We start from the raw sequence: 13838 nt of genomic DNA, 5'->3' as shown, positions 1-13838 counted from the left end.
TCCGGTACCGCAACAAGAGGAGAAACAGTGCCCCCTGTGCCCCCGGCCACGCCGGACGCTCGTAGGACCGCGGTGGACGTGACCGCGCTCCTGGAGCGCGGCCGCACCCTGGCCACGCCGGTGCTGAGGGCGGCCGTCGACCGGCTGGCTCCGCCCATGGACACGGTCGCCGCGTACCACTTCGGCTGGATCGACGCCCAGGGCAACCCGACCGACGGCGACGGCGGCAAGGCCGTGCGCCCCGCCCTCGCCGTGCTCTCCGCCGAGGTCACCGGCGCCGCGCCCGAGGTCGGCATTCCCGGCGCGGTCGCCGTCGAACTGGTCCACAACTTCTCGCTCCTGCACGACGATCTGATGGACGGTGACGAACAGCGCCGGCACCGCGACACCGTCTGGAAGGTGCACGGCCCCGCCCAGGCCATCCTGGTCGGCGACGCCCTGTTCGCCCTCGCCAACGAGATCCTCCTCGAACTCGGCACCGTCGAGGCCGGCCGCGCGACCCGCCGGCTGACCACCGCCACCCGCGCCCTCATCGACGGCCAGGCCCAGGACATCTCCTACGAGCACCGCGACCGCGTCAGCGTCGAGGAGTGCCTGGAGATGGAGGGCAACAAGACCGGCGCCCTGCTGGCCTGCGCCAGCTCCGTCGGCGCCGTGCTCGGCGGCGCGGACGAGCGCACCGCCGACACGCTGGAGAAGTACGGCTACCACCTCGGCCTGGCCTTCCAGGCCGTCGACGACCTCCTCGGCATCTGGGGCGACCCGGTGTCCACCGGCAAGCAGACCTGGAGCGATCTGCGCCAGCGCAAGAAGTCCCTGCCGGTGGTGGCCGCGCTCGCGGCGGGCGGCCCCGCCTCCGAGCGGCTCGGCGAGATCCTCGCCGCCGACGCCAAGAGCAGCGACTTCGAGAACTTCTCCGAGGAGGAGTTCGCGGCCCGCGCCGCGCTCATCGAGGAGGCCGGCGGCCGCGAATGGACCGCCGAGGAGGCCCGCCGTCAGCACACCGTCGCCCTGGAGGCCCTGAACGCCGTCGACATGCCCGAGCAGGTGCGGGCCCGGTTCACGGCGCTCGCCGACTTCGTCGTCGTACGAAAGAGATGATCACTATCGGTCGAATAGCCCTCGCGTAGTCGCCGGCCGGTGTGCGAGGAGTCAGAGCACCGGCCGACGGCGGACCCACAGCAGACGCAACGACATGCACACTGCACGAAGGGGAAGCCATGACAGCGACGACCGACGGAAGCACCGGGGCTCTCCCGCCCCGCGCTGCCGCGGCCAGCGAAACCGACATCACCATCCCCGTGGCGGCCGGGGTACAAGAAGCCGCCGCACGCGCGATGCAGCGCGCCACCGACTTCCTGCTCGCCCGGCAGGACGCCGAGGGCTGGTGGAAGGGCGACCTCGAGACGAACGTCACCATGGACGCCGAGGACCTGCTGCTCCGTCAGTTCCTGGGCATCCGCGACGAGGCCACCACGCAGGCCGCCGCCCGTTTCGTGCGCGGCGAGCAGCGCGAGGACGGCACCTGGGTCACCTTCTACGGCGGCCCGCCCGACCTCTCCGCCACCGTCGAGGCCTATGTCGCGCTGCGCCTGGCCGGGGACGCCCCCGAGGCGCCCCACATGGCGCAGGCCTCCGCGTGGATCCGCGACCAGGGCGGCATCGCCGCCACTCGCGTCTTCACCCGGATCTGGCTGGCCCTGTTCGGCTGGTGGAAGTGGGAGGACCTGCCCGAACTCCCGCCGGAGCTCCTGTACTTCCCCAAGTGGTTCCCGCTGAGCATCTACAACTTCGGCTGCTGGGCCCGGCAGACGATCGTGCCGCTCACCGTCGTGTCGGCGAAGCGCCCGGTGCGCCCGGCGCCGTTCCCGCTCGACGAACTGCACACCGACCTGGCCAACCCCAACCCGCCCAAACCCCTTGCTCCGGTGAACAGTTGGGACGGCCTCTTCCAGCGGCTCGACAAGGTGGTGCGCGGCTACCGATCGGTCGCGGTGCGCAGGCTGCGCAAGTCCGCCCTGAACTCCGCCGCCCGCTGGATCATCGAACGCCAGGAGAACGACGGCTGCTGGGGCGGGATCCAGCCGCCCGCCGTCTACTCGATCATCGCCCTGCACCTGCTCGGCTACGACCTCGAACACCCGGTGATGCGGGCCGGGTTGGCGTCGCTCGACCGGTACACCGTGTGGCGCGAGGACGGCGCCCGGATGATCGAGGCCTGTCAGTCGCCGGTGTGGGACACCTGTCTGGCGACCATCGCGCTCGCCGACGCAGGGCTGCCCGCCGATCATCCGCAACTGGTCAAGGCCGCCGACTGGATGCTCGGCGAGCAGGTGGTGCGCCCCGGTGACTGGTCGGTACGCCGTCCCCAACTGCCGCCGGGCGGCTGGGCGTTCGAGTTCCACAACGACAACTACCCCGACATCGACGACACCGCCGAGGTCGTCCTCGCGCTGCGCCGGGTCAAGCACCACGACCCGCGGCGGATGGACCGGGCCATCGCGCGCGGGGTGCGCTGGAACCTCGGGATGCAGTCACGGAACGGGGCCTGGGGCGCCTTCGACGTCGACAACACCAGCCCGTTCCCCAACCGGCTGCCGTTCTGCGACTTCGGCGAGGTCATCGACCCGCCGTCCGCGGACGTCACCGCGCACGTCGTCGAGATGCTGGCGGTGGAGGGGCTCTCGCACGATCCGCGCACCCGGCGCGGCATCGAGTGGCTGCTGGCCGAACAGGAGCCGGACGGTTCGTGGTTCGGGCGCTGGGGCGTCAACTACATCTACGGGACGGGGTCCGTGGTGCCCGCCCTCACCGCGGCGGGCCTGCCTACCAGGCACCTCGCGATCCGGCGGGCGGTGGCCTGGCTGGAGCGGGTGCAGAACGACGACGGCGGCTGGGGCGAGGACCTGCGCTCCTACCAGGACCCCACCCGCTTCAGCGCCCGGGGCGCCTCGACGGCCTCCCAGACGGCGTGGGCGCTGATGGCGCTGCTCGCCGCGGGCGAGGAGGACTCCAAGAGCGTCGAGCGGGGCATCGCCTGGCTGGCGCAGACCCAGCGGGAGGACGGCTCATGGGACGAGCCGTACTTCACCGGCACCGGCTTCCCGTGGGACTTCTCCATCAACTACCACCTCTACCGGCAGGTCTTCCCGCTGACCGCACTCGGCCGGTACGTGCACGGCGAGCCGTTCAGCAAGAAGCCCGGCGTCCGGCCGGCCGCTGCCGAGGCCGAGGGGAGCTGAATGAGCGCACAGCCCGTCCCCGCCCCGCTGCTGATCGCCTGTGCGCTCGGCATCGAGCACCTCGCGCTGCGCATGGGCGACCGCAGCGGGGCCGACGGGCCGGTCACCGTCCTGCGGACGGGCATGGGGCCGAAGGCGGCGGAGCGTTCCGTCACCCGGGTCCTGGCCGACCCGGTGCTCGAGGGCGCGGCCGTGCTCGCCACGGGCTTCTGCGCCGGGCTCGCCCCCGGGATGCACCCCGGTGACCTGGTCGTCGCGGAGGAGACCCGCGACCCGCGCGGCAGCGTCCCCTGCGTCGGCACCGAACTGCTCGTCAAGGAGCTCGTGCGCACCCTGCCCGGGCGCACCGTCCACACCGGCCCCGTCATCGGCTCCGACCACGTCGTGCGCGGTCACGAACGGGGCGACCTGCTCACCACCGGCGCAATCGCGGTCGACATGGAGTCGGCGGCGACGCTCCTGAGCGCCGTGCGTGCCCAGCCGCGCCCGGTTGCGGCCGTCCGGGTGGTCGTGGACGCTCCAGAACATGAACTCGTCCGGATCGGCACGGTGCGCGGTGGAATATCGGCTTTCCGTGTTCTTCGTTCAGTACTGCCTGCTTTTTTCGAATGGCACCGTAATGTTCTGCTCCCCCGGAGGTGAGCCACATGGCCATGCCGCTGCGCCAGTCCATCAAGGTCGCTACATACCTGGCCGAACAGAAGCTCCGTAAGCGGGAGAAGTTCCCGCTCATCGTCGAACTGGAGCCCCTCTTCGCCTGCAACCTCAAGTGCGAGGGGTGCGGCAAGATCCAGCATCCGGCGGGAGTGCTCAAGCAGCGCATGCCGGTCGCCCAGGCCGTGGGCGCGGTGCTGGAGTCCGGTGCGCCGATGGTGTCCATCGCGGGCGGCGAGCCCCTGATGCACCCTCAGATCGACGAGATCGTGCGACAGTTGGTGGCCAGGAGGAAGTACGTCTTCCTCTGCACCAACGCCATGCTGCTGCGCAAGAAGATGGACCAGTTCACGCCCTCCCCGTACTTCGCCTTCGCCGTGCACATCGACGGGCTGCGTGAGCGGCACGACGAGTCCGTGGCGAAGGAGGGCGTCTTCGACGAGGCCGTGGCGGCCATCAAGGAGGCCAAGCGGCGCGGCTTCCGGGTCACCACCAACTCGACCTTCTTCAACACCGACACCCCGCAGACCATCATCGAGGTGCTCAACTTCCTCAACGACGACCTCAAGGTCGACGAGATGATGATCTCGCCCGCCTACGCCTACGAGAAGGCGCCCGACCAGGAGCACTTCCTGGGCGTGGAGCAGACCCGCGAGCTGTTCAAGAAGGCCTTCTCGGGCGGCAACCGCCGCCGCTGGCGGCTCAACCACTCCCCGCTCTTCCTGGACTTCCTGGAGGGCAAGGTCGACTTCCCGTGCACCGCGTGGGCGATCCCGAACTACTCGCTCTTCGGCTGGCAGCGGCCCTGCTACCTGATGAGCGACGGGTACGTGCCGACGTACCGCGAACTCATCGAGGACACCGACTGGGACAAGTACGGCCGCGGCAAGGACCCGCGCTGCGCCAACTGCATGGCGCACTGCGGCTACGAGCCCACCGCCGTCCTCGCCACCATGGGCTCCCTCAAGGAGTCCCTGCGTGCCATGCGCGAGACCGTCAACGGAAACCGGGACTGACGGCCGTGACCGCCGTTTCCCTGGGCGTCCCCGAGATGCCGGTCCGGCCCCTGGCGGCGCGACGCGAGTCGCGGCGGATCCAGGTCGGGCCGGTGGCGGTCGGGGGCGGGGCCCCGGTGTCGGTGCAGTCGATGACGACGACGCGTACGTCGGACATCGGCGCCACCCTGCAGCAGATCGCGGAACTCACCGCGTCCGGCTGTCAGATCGTCCGCGTCGCCTGCCCCACGCAGGACGACGCCGACGCCCTGTCGACGATCGCGCGCAAGTCGCAGATCCCGGTGATCGCGGACATCCACTTCCAGCCGAAGTACGTCTTCGCGGCGATCGAGGCGGGCTGTGCGGCCGTACGCGTCAATCCCGGCAACATCAAGCAGTTCGACGACAAGGTGAGGGAGATCGCGCGGGCCGCGAGGGACCACGGCACGCCGATCCGGATCGGGGTCAACGCCGGTTCGCTGGACCGACGGCTGCTCCAGAAGTACGGCAAGGCCACCCCGGAGGCTCTCGTCGAGTCGGCACTCTGGGAGGCGTCCCTCTTCGAGGAGCACGACTTCCGCGACATCAAGATCTCGGTCAAGCACAACGACCCGGTGGTGATGATCGAGGCGTACCGGCAGCTCGCCGCCCAGTGCGACTACCCGCTGCACCTGGGTGTCACGGAGGCGGGCCCGGCGTTCCAGGGCACGATCAAGTCGGCGGTGGCCTTCGGCGCGCTGCTGTCGCAGGGCATCGGCGACACGATCCGGGTGTCGCTGAGCGCGCCGCCGGCCGAGGAGGTCAAGGTCGGCATCCAGATCCTGGAGTCCCTGAACCTCAGGCAGCGGCGGCTGGAGATCGTCTCCTGCCCGTCCTGCGGCCGCGCCCAGGTCGACGTGTACAAGCTGGCCGAAGAGGTCACCGCGGGCCTCACGGGCATGGAGGTCCCGCTGCGCGTCGCCGTCATGGGCTGCGTGGTCAACGGCCCCGGCGAGGCCCGCGAGGCCGACCTCGGCGTCGCCTCCGGCAACGGCAAGGGGCAGATCTTCGTGAAGGGGCGGGTCATCAAGACCGTGCCCGAGTCGAAGATCGTTCAGACCCTCATCGAGGAAGCGATGAAGATCGCCGAGCAGATGGAACAGGACGGCGTGTCGGGGGAGCCGGCCGTCACCGTGAGTTGAACAGCACGGACCGAAGGGGGCCCGACGTGACGATCCTGGAGAACATCCGGCAACCACGCGACCTGAAGGCGCTGTCCGAGGCGGAACTCGGTGAACTGTCCGAAGAGATAAGGGAGTTCCTGGTGCACGCGGTCGCCAGGACCGGCGGACACCTCGGGCCCAACCTGGGCGTGGTGGAGCTGAGCATCGCCCTGCACCGGGTCTTCGAGTCGCCGGTCGACCGCATCCTGTGGGACACCGGCCACCAGAGCTACGTGCACAAGCTTCTGACAGGGCGTCAGGACTTCTCCAAGCTGCGCGGCAAGGGCGGCCTGTCCGGCTATCCCTCCCGTGAGGAGTCCGAGCACGACGTCATCGAGAACTCGCACGCCTCGACCGCGCTCGGCTGGGCCGACGGGCTGGCCAAGGCCCGTCAGGTACAGGGCGAGAAGGGGCATGTCGTCGCGGTCATCGGCGACGGCGCGCTCACCGGCGGCATGGCCTGGGAGGCGCTGAACAACATCGCCGCCGCCAAGGACCGGCCGCTGATCATCGTCGTCAACGACAACGAACGCTCCTACGCGCCGACCATCGGCGGGCTCGCCAACCATCTGGCGACCCTGCGCACGACCGACGGCTACGAGAGGATGCTGGCCTGGGGGAAGGACGTCCTGCTGCGCACCCCGGTGGTCGGTCACACGGTCTACGAGTCGCTGCACGGCGCGAAGAAGGGCTTCAAGGACGCCTTCGCGCCCCAGGGCATGTTCGAGGACCTCGGCCTGAAGTACGTCGGCCCGATCGACGGGCACGACATCAAGGCCGTCGAGTCAGCGCTGCGCCGGGCCAAGCGCTTCCACGGGCCGGTACTGGTGCACTGCCTCACCGAGAAGGGGCGGGGCTACGAGCCCGCGCTGGCGCACGAGGAGGACCACTTCCACACCGTCGGCGTGATGGACCCGCTGACCTGCGCACCGCTCATCCCCTCCAGCGGGCCGTCCTGGACGTCCGTGTTCGGCGACGAGATCGTGGCGATCGGCGAGGAACGGGACGACGTCGTGGCGATCACCGCGGCCATGCTGCACCCGGTGGGGCTCGGCCGGTTCGCCGAACGCTTTCCGGAGCGGGTGTGGGACGTCGGCATAGCCGAGCAGCACGCGGCCGTGAGCGCGGCCGGCCTGGCGACCGGGGGCCTGCACCCGGTCGTCGCCGTCTACGCCACGTTCCTCAACCGGGCCTTCGACCAGCTGCTGATGGACGTGGCACTGCACCGCTGCGGGGTGACGTTCGTGCTGGACCGGGCCGGGGTCACCGGCGTCGACGGCGCCTCCCACAACGGCATGTGGGACATGTCCGTGCTCCAGGTCGTCCCGGGACTGCGCATCGCGGCCCCGCGCGACGCCGAGCAACTGCGCGCGCAGTTGCGGGAGGCGGTCGCGGTGGATGACGCGCCGACGCTGGTCCGCTTCCCGAAGGAGTCGGTCGGGCCCGAGATCCCCGCGGTCGGCCGGGCGGGCGGCATGGACGTGCTGCACCGGGGCGAACGCCCGGAGGTGCTCCTCGTGGCCGTCGGCGTCATGGCGCCGGTGTGTCTGCAGGCCGCCGAGCTGTTGGCGGCCCGGGGTGTCGACTGCACCGTCGTCGACCCGCGTTGGGTCAAACCCGTCGACCCGGCGCTGCCCGGCCTCGCCGCCGAACACCGCCTGGTGGCCGTCGTTGAGGACAACAGCCGTGCCGCCGGCGTCGGTTCGGCCGTAGCGCTGGCCCTCGGCGACGCCGAAGTCGACGTGCCCGTACGGCGGTTCGGGATCCCCGAGCAGTTCCTCGCGCACGCCAAGCGCGGTGAGGTGCTCGCCGACATCGGCCTCACCCCCGTCGAGGTTGCCGGCCGGATCGGCGCGAGCCTGGCCGTCCGGGATGTCAGGTCCGCCGACGGTCCGCTCGCCGGCGCAGTCAAGGAGAAAGCTGAATGACCACCGAGTTCGACCTCGGCGCCCTCCTGGCCGAGCGCGGAGCCGAGCGCTACGAGCTGCACGGCAGGTACCTCAACCACCAACTGCCGCGCATGCTGCACACCATCGGCTTCGACAAGGTCTACGAACGCGGCGAGGGCGCGTATTTCTGGGACGCGGACGGGAACGACTACCTGGACATGCTCGCCGGGTTCGGCGTGATGGGCCTGGGCCGCCACCACCCCGTCGTGCGCAAGGCGCTGCACGACGTCCTGGACGCCCAGCTCGCCGACCTCACCCGCTTCGACTGCCAGCCGCTGCCCGGACTGCTGGCCGAGAAGCTCCTCACGCACAGCCCGCACCTGGACCGGGTGTTCTTCGGCAACAGCGGCACCGAGGCGGTGGAGACCGCGCTGAAGTTCGCCCGGTACGCGACCGGCAGACCGAGGGTCCTGTACTGCGACCACGCCTTCCACGGACTCACCACGGGCTCACTGTCGGTGAACGGCGAGGACGGCTTCCGGGACGGGTTCGCGCCCCTGCTGCCCGACACGGCCGTCCCGCTCGGCGATCTCGACGCGCTGGCACGGGAGTTGCACAAGGGCGACGTCGCCGCCCTGATCGTCGAACCGATCCAGGGCAAGGGGGTGCACGAGACGCCGCCCGGCTATCTGCGGGCCGCCCAGGAGCTGCTGCACAAGCACAAGGCGCTGCTCATCGCCGACGAGGTGCAGACGGGCCTCGGCCGGACCGGCGACTTCTACGCCCACCAGCACGAGGAGGGCGTGGAGCCGGACCTGGTGTGCGTGGCCAAGGCGCTGTCCGGCGGGTATGTGCCGGTGGGCGCCACCCTTGGCAAGGACTGGATCTTCAAGAAGGTCTACTCGTCGATGGACCGGGTGCTGGTGCACTCGGCGAGCTTCGGCTCCAACGCGCAGGCCATGGCGGCCGGGCTCGCGGTGCTGTCCGTCATGGAGAACGAGCAGATCGTCGCGAACGCCCGCGCGACGGGCGATTCTCTGAGGTCCCGGCTCGCCGCCCTGGTCGACAAGTACGAGCTGCTGGCCGACGTCCGCGGCCGGGGCCTGATGATCGGCATCGAGTTCGGCAAGCCCAGGTCGCTGAAGCTGCGCAGCCGCTGGACCATGCTCCAGGCGGCCCGCAAGGGACTGTTCGCGCAGATGGTGGTCGTCCCGCTGATGCAGCGGCACCGGATCCTCACCCAGGTCTCCGGCGACCACCTGGAGGTGATCAAGCTGATCCCGCCGTTGATCGTCGGCGAGCGGGAGGTGGACCGGTTCGTCGACGCCTTCACCGCCGTGATGGACGACGCCCACAGCGGCGGCGGTCTGATGTGGGACTTCAGCAAGACCCTGGTGAAGCAGGCGGTGGCCAACCGCTGAACCGTTCCCGCCGGCCGTTTTGCCTCCGGGGCAAGAAATTTGCCCCGGAGGCAAGGCGGGCGTGAAATGGAGGCATGAGCTCGCCCGAGTCCGAGCCCTCGGCGGAACACGCCGAGGCTCTTTCCGTCGTCGCCCCCCAGCTGCGCGCCCTGCGCCGCCGGACCGCCCTCACCCTGGAGGCCGCGGCCCGGGCCGCCGGACTGTCGCCGGGGCACCTCTCCCGCCTGGAGACCGGCCTGCGCCAGCCCTCGCTGCCGATGCTGCTCGCGCTCGCCCGCATCTACGGTACGACGGTCTCGGAACTGCTCGGCGAGACGGTCGCCGACCGGGACGCCGTCGTGCGCGCCGCCGGCATGGAGCCCACCCGCGCGGGCGGCTGGACGTACTGGCAGGCCGGCGCCTCCGGGCGCGGGATGCAGGCCCTGCGCGTCCATGTCCCGTACGGCTCCCAGGGCGACATCGTGCGGGTGCACCCCGGGGAGGAGTGGCTGCACGTCCTGCGGGGCCGGCTGCGGCTGCGCCTCGGGGACACCACGGAACTGCTCGGGCCCGGTGACAGCGCGCACTTCGACTCGCTGACCCCGCACCGCATCGCCGCACAGGACGCCGACGGGGTCGAGCTCCTCTTCGTCCACACCCTGCTGCAGAGCCCCACGGCCACGCTGTGCCTGGGCCCGACCCCTTCAGAGACCGGAGAGACGCCATGAGCGACTTCGAGGAGAAGTTCCCCCGCACCCTGTGGATCCGGCTGATCATCTACATCGCCGTGGGGCACCTCTTCGCCGGCTTCCTCTGGCTGCTGTTCGAGGTGGGGGCCAGCCAGTAGGGCCCTGCGGTGCGGGGTCGGTGCCGGAGCGGCTGTCAGTCGAGGAGCCGCTCGCGCAGCAGCTCGCGGGTCTCGGGAGAGAGGCCGAGGCCCTGCTCCAGATAGGCGTCGACGCTGCCCCAGGTCTCCTCGATGGTCTCGAACGCCGCCGTGAGGTACTCCGCGCGGGCGTCGAACAGGGGGCTGAGCAGCTCCATGACCTCGGGGGAGTAGGCCTCGGCGGAGGTGGCGCTGCGGCGCACCTTGTAGCGGCGGTGCTTGGCGTTGGACTCCAGGTAGTCGGCGAGGATCGCCTCGCGCTCCACGCCCAGGGCGAGCAGCGTCACCGCGATGGACAGACCCGCGCGGTCCTTGCCCGCCGCGCAGTGCATCAGGGCCGGGACGCTGTCCTCGGCGAGCGAGTGAAGCACCCGTGAGTGCTCCGCCGTCCGCTCCTTGACGATCGTGCGGTAGGAGGCGATCATCCGGCCCGCGGCCTTGCCGTCGCCGAGTATCTCGCGCAGCTGGTCGATGTGGCCGTCGCGCACCATCTTCCAGAACTCGGAGCCGTCCGCCGGGTCCGACAGCGGCAGGTTCACATTGCGCACGCCCGGCAGCTCGACGTCCGGGCCCTCCAGCTTCTGGTCCGCCGCGTTGCGGAAGTCGAAGATCGTGTGCAGGCCCAGGCCGGACAGGAACGCGGCGTCCTCGTCGGTTGCGTGCGCGAGGTGGCCGCTGCGGAACAGCACGCCGTGGCGCACCCGTCGGCCGTCGACGGTCGGCAGGCCGCCCACGTCCCGGAAGTTGCGCACGCCGGCCAGCTCGGGCTCGGTCGACGGGATCTGCTGCGTCACTGGGGCTCCCTCCCTGTCGGTCATCGTCGGCGCGGCTCGGGGTGGCCGACGGGACACCTTCCCGACCATACGACATGGGTTCCCGGGGCAACGGGTTGTCCACAGGCCGGCGAACCGGACGTCCGCCCAGGTGAGGAGTTGTCCACAGGATTGCCCGGGTGAAGTTGCCGGGTGGGCCGACCGCATTCGATGATGTTGGTGCTTGATTGCACCTGTTCGAATTAGTGGGGGTTTGATGCCCGAGATCGCCGACAACGGCCGTACCTGGCTCCTTTCGGGGCCCACGAGCAGCTACGCCCTCCATCTCACCGAGGCCGACGAGCTGATCCACCTGCACTGGGGCCCGGGCATCGCGCTCGCGGACGCCGAGGCACTCGCCGCGCTGCCGCCGTCGGAGCGCGGGGCGTCCTTCGAGGGCCCGCTCGACGGCCGCGAGGAGTACCCGGTCGAGGGCGGCCCCCGCTTCGTCCGGCCCGCCCTGTCCGTGCGCACCGAAGAGCGGCGCGGCACCGAGTGGACCTTCGAGGCGTACGAGGTAGACGGCGACGGTCTGCGGCTGCGCTTCCGGGACGGCGGGCTCGCCGTCACCCTGCACTACCGGATGCGAGGAGACGTCGTCGAACGCTGGACGACCCTGCGCAACGAGGACGAGCGGCCGCTGGAGCTGCTGCGCGCCGACTCCGCTGTCTGGACCCTGCCCGAGCGCGAGGGCTGGCGGCTGTCGCAGCTGCACGGCCGCTGGGCCGCGGAGTCCCGGCTCACCGTCTCCCCCCTCACCTACGGTGAGAAGGTCATCGGCAGCCGCCGCGGCCACACGGGGCACCAGCATCTGCCCTGGGTCGCCCTGGACACCGACGCGACCGAGGAACGCGGCGAGGTCTACGGCTGTGCCCTCGGCTGGTCGGGCTCCTGGCGGATCGCCGTCGCCCAGCTCCCCGACGCGCGCGTGCAGATCACCGGTGGCGCCGGCTACGACGACTCGGGCCTGCTGCGCCTGGCGACGGGGGAGTCCTTCATCACGCCCGTCTTCGCCGGTCTGTGGAGCGACGCCGGGTTCGGCGGGGCGAGCCGCACCTGGCACGCCTACCAGCGGGCGCACGTGATCCCGGACGCCGAGGGGGACCGGCCGGTGCTCTTCAACTCCTGGGAGGCCACCTACTTCGACATCTCCGAGGAGCAGCAGGCGACCCTCGCCCGGCGCGCCGCGGCGATCGGCGTCGAGCTGTTCGTCGTCGACGACGGCTGGTTCGGGGCGCGCACCGGCGACCACGCCGGGCTCGGTGACTGGCGGCCCAACCCCGACCGCTTCCCGAAGGGGCTGAAGCCGCTCGCCGACTATGTGCACGCCCTCGGTATGCAGTTCGGCATCTGGGTCGAGCCCGAGATGGTCAACCCCGACAGCGACCTGTACCGGGCGCACCCCGACTGGGTGCAGTTCCAAACGGGACGAAAGCGGACGGAGTTCCGCAATCAGCTCGTACTGAACCTCGCGCGCGAGGACGTCCAGGAGTACCTCTGGGAACAGCTCGACGCCCTCCTGTCCAGCGCCCCCGTCGACTACGTGAAGTGGGACTTCAACCGCTGTTTCACCGACGCCGGCTGGCCGGACGATCCCTACCCGCAGCGCCTCTGGGTGGACCATGTGCGGGCCCTCTACGCCCTGCTGGACCGGCTGCGGGCCGCCCACCCGGGCGTCGCCTTCGAGTCCTGCTCGGGCGGCGGCGGACGCATCGACCTCGGCATCATGAGCCGCACCGACCAGGTGTGGACCTCCGACAACACCGACCCCCTCGACCGGCTCGACATCCAGCACGGCTTCAGTCAGATCCACCCCGCCAGGGTCATGGCCGCCTGGGTCACGGACAGCCCGAACGCCCAGCTCAACGGCCGGGTCAGCTCGCTGCGCTTCCGGTTCGTAAGCGCCATGGCCGGGGTGCTCGGCGTCGGAGGGGACCTCTCCGAATGGAGCGAGGAGGAGCTGGCCGAGGCGCGCGAGTGGGTGGGCCTCTACAAGGAGATCCGGCCTCTCGTGCAGCATGGCGACCTCTATCGGCTGCGGCCGCCGGCCGGTGGCCTGAGCGCCGTCCAGTACGTACGCGGCGACGAGGCGGTCGTCCTCGCCTGGCTTCAGGCACAGCGGTTCGGCGAGCCCGTTCCGGCGCTTCGGCTGCGCGGGCTCGACCCGACAGCGTCGTACGAATGCCGTGAAACGGGCGAAGTGCACCGAGGGGCCGTGCTGCTGCACCGCGGGCTGCGGACCGGACTGCGGGGCGACCTTGATGCGACGGTTATCCGACTGCGACGTATCTGAGGGTTCTGTCCGAATTGGAACCTTAATTCCAACTCGCTGCGGAATAAGGAAACCTGGGGAAGTCTCGCGTGAGCAGCGTCATATTCGTGACCGTACGTCGTGTGCCATGCTCACGTAATTTGCGTGTTTTTCAAGGGGGTTTGACGAAAAGCGGGCCTATTGATTGACGGAGCGTGACCGGGAATTCGCGCAGCGGATCAAGAGAAATGCGTTGTCCGTGCAACCTCTGCTTGTCCCTGTGCGTCCTGGTCGCTTACGTTCCACACCAATCCGGACGGACGCCCAATCCTGCCGCCGTCCGGTGTCCGCACACTCACCCGTACCCGGCAGGAGCGGGGGACCCACAGGCAGAACCGCCTGTTCCGGTCCCGGAACAGGCTTGGGGTAAAGCCGCGCCTCGGCGCGGCCGGACATCTCCAGTCCGCACCCGACAGCTCACCTCGCAGGCGCCGGAGAGGAATTCTT

General features: G+C 70.3%; 11 protein-coding genes and 1 riboswitch. Of the genes, 10 read left to right on the top strand and 1 reads right to left on the bottom strand.

Going from position 1 to position 13838, the window contains the following annotated elements; translation table 11 throughout:
* Positions 1-36: 36 nt before the first annotated feature.
* The 9 genes from B5557_RS06715 (at position 37) to B5557_RS06675 (ending at position 10229) form a co-directional block, all read left to right on the top strand.
* Complete coding sequence (locus B5557_RS06715; RefSeq protein ID WP_079658255.1) at positions 37-1101, top strand: polyprenyl synthetase family protein; 1065 nt, start codon at positions 37-39, stop codon at positions 1099-1101.
* A gap of 119 nt (positions 1102-1220) precedes the next feature.
* Positions 1221-3242: a squalene--hopene cyclase gene (gene shc, locus B5557_RS06710; protein ID WP_079658254.1), complete on the top strand. Its 2022-nt coding sequence runs from the start codon at positions 1221-1223 to the stop codon at positions 3240-3242.
* A complete protein-coding gene (locus B5557_RS06705; protein WP_079658253.1) occupies positions 3243-3884 on the top strand; it encodes a phosphorylase family protein in 642 nt (213 codons plus the stop codon). It abuts the gene before it with no gap.
* 5 nt (positions 3885-3889) lie between these two features.
* Positions 3890-4912: an adenosyl-hopene transferase HpnH gene (hpnH, locus tag B5557_RS06700; RefSeq protein ID WP_079658252.1), complete on the top strand. Its 1023-nt coding sequence runs from the start codon at positions 3890-3892 to the stop codon at positions 4910-4912.
* A 5-nt stretch (positions 4913-4917) separates the two neighbouring features.
* On the top strand, positions 4918-6072 hold the full coding sequence (ispG, locus tag B5557_RS06695; RefSeq protein ID WP_079658251.1) for a flavodoxin-dependent (E)-4-hydroxy-3-methylbut-2-enyl-diphosphate synthase: 1155 nt from the start codon (positions 4918-4920) through the stop codon (positions 6070-6072).
* 26 nt (positions 6073-6098) lie between these two features.
* Entirely contained in the window at positions 6099-8021 is a 1923-nt protein-coding gene (gene dxs / locus B5557_RS06690; RefSeq protein WP_079658250.1) for a 1-deoxy-D-xylulose-5-phosphate synthase, read from the top strand.
* Positions 8018-9403, top strand: coding sequence for an aspartate aminotransferase family protein (locus B5557_RS06685; RefSeq protein WP_079658249.1), 1386 nt, complete (start codon positions 8018-8020; stop codon positions 9401-9403). Before dxs ends, B5557_RS06685 begins: the two co-directional genes overlap by 4 nt.
* A 74-nt stretch (positions 9404-9477) precedes the next feature.
* Complete coding sequence (locus B5557_RS06680; protein ID WP_079658248.1) at positions 9478-10110, top strand: helix-turn-helix domain-containing protein; 633 nt, start codon at positions 9478-9480, stop codon at positions 10108-10110.
* Positions 10107-10229: a DUF6126 family protein gene (locus tag B5557_RS06675; RefSeq protein ID WP_079658247.1), complete on the top strand. Its 123-nt coding sequence runs from the start codon at positions 10107-10109 to the stop codon at positions 10227-10229. The genes B5557_RS06680 and B5557_RS06675 overlap by 4 nt, the downstream gene beginning before the upstream one ends.
* A gap of 35 nt (positions 10230-10264) precedes the next feature.
* Here B5557_RS06675 and B5557_RS06670 read toward each other — a convergent pair whose 3' ends face one another.
* On the bottom strand, positions 10265-11062 hold the full coding sequence (locus B5557_RS06670) for a tyrosine-protein phosphatase (protein ID WP_079658246.1): 798 nt from the start codon (positions 11060-11062) through the stop codon (positions 10265-10267).
* Between the two features lie 235 nt (positions 11063-11297).
* Between B5557_RS06670 and B5557_RS06665 the strand changes: the two genes are divergently transcribed.
* Complete coding sequence (locus B5557_RS06665) at positions 11298-13373, top strand: alpha-galactosidase (RefSeq protein ID WP_079658245.1); 2076 nt, start codon at positions 11298-11300, stop codon at positions 13371-13373.
* 304 nt (positions 13374-13677) lie between these two features.
* Positions 13678-13837, top strand: a riboswitch (cyclic di-AMP (ydaO/yuaA leader).
* The last annotated feature ends 1 nt before the right edge of the window (position 13838 follow it).

Origin of the sequence: Streptomyces sp. 3214.6, from assembly GCF_900129855.1 — a bacterium.
GTDB lineage: Bacteria > Actinomycetota > Actinomycetes > Streptomycetales > Streptomycetaceae > Streptomyces > Streptomyces soliscabiei.
Note: the sequence above shows the minus strand (reverse complement) of the source record. Positions and strands in the feature narration are given on the sequence as shown.

Excerpts from the sequence above, each read along its gene's own strand:
- shc (WP_079658254.1), top strand. The coding sequence starts at position 1,221 with ATGACAGCGACGACCGACGGAAGCACCGGGGCTCTCCCGCCCCGCGCT.
- B5557_RS06705 (WP_079658253.1), top strand. The coding sequence starts at position 3,243 with ATGAGCGCACAGCCCGTCCCCGCCCCGCTGCTGATCGCCTGTGCGCTC.
- B5557_RS06665 (WP_079658245.1), top strand. The coding sequence starts at position 11,298 with ATGCCCGAGATCGCCGACAACGGCCGTACCTGGCTCCTTTCGGGGCCC.
- B5557_RS06675 (WP_079658247.1), top strand. The coding sequence starts at position 10,107 with ATGAGCGACTTCGAGGAGAAGTTCCCCCGCACCCTGTGGATCCGGCTG.
- hpnH (WP_079658252.1), top strand. The coding sequence starts at position 3,890 with ATGGCCATGCCGCTGCGCCAGTCCATCAAGGTCGCTACATACCTGGCC.
- B5557_RS06685 (WP_079658249.1), top strand. The coding sequence starts at position 8,018 with ATGACCACCGAGTTCGACCTCGGCGCCCTCCTGGCCGAGCGCGGAGCC.
- B5557_RS06680 (WP_079658248.1), top strand. The coding sequence starts at position 9,478 with ATGAGCTCGCCCGAGTCCGAGCCCTCGGCGGAACACGCCGAGGCTCTT.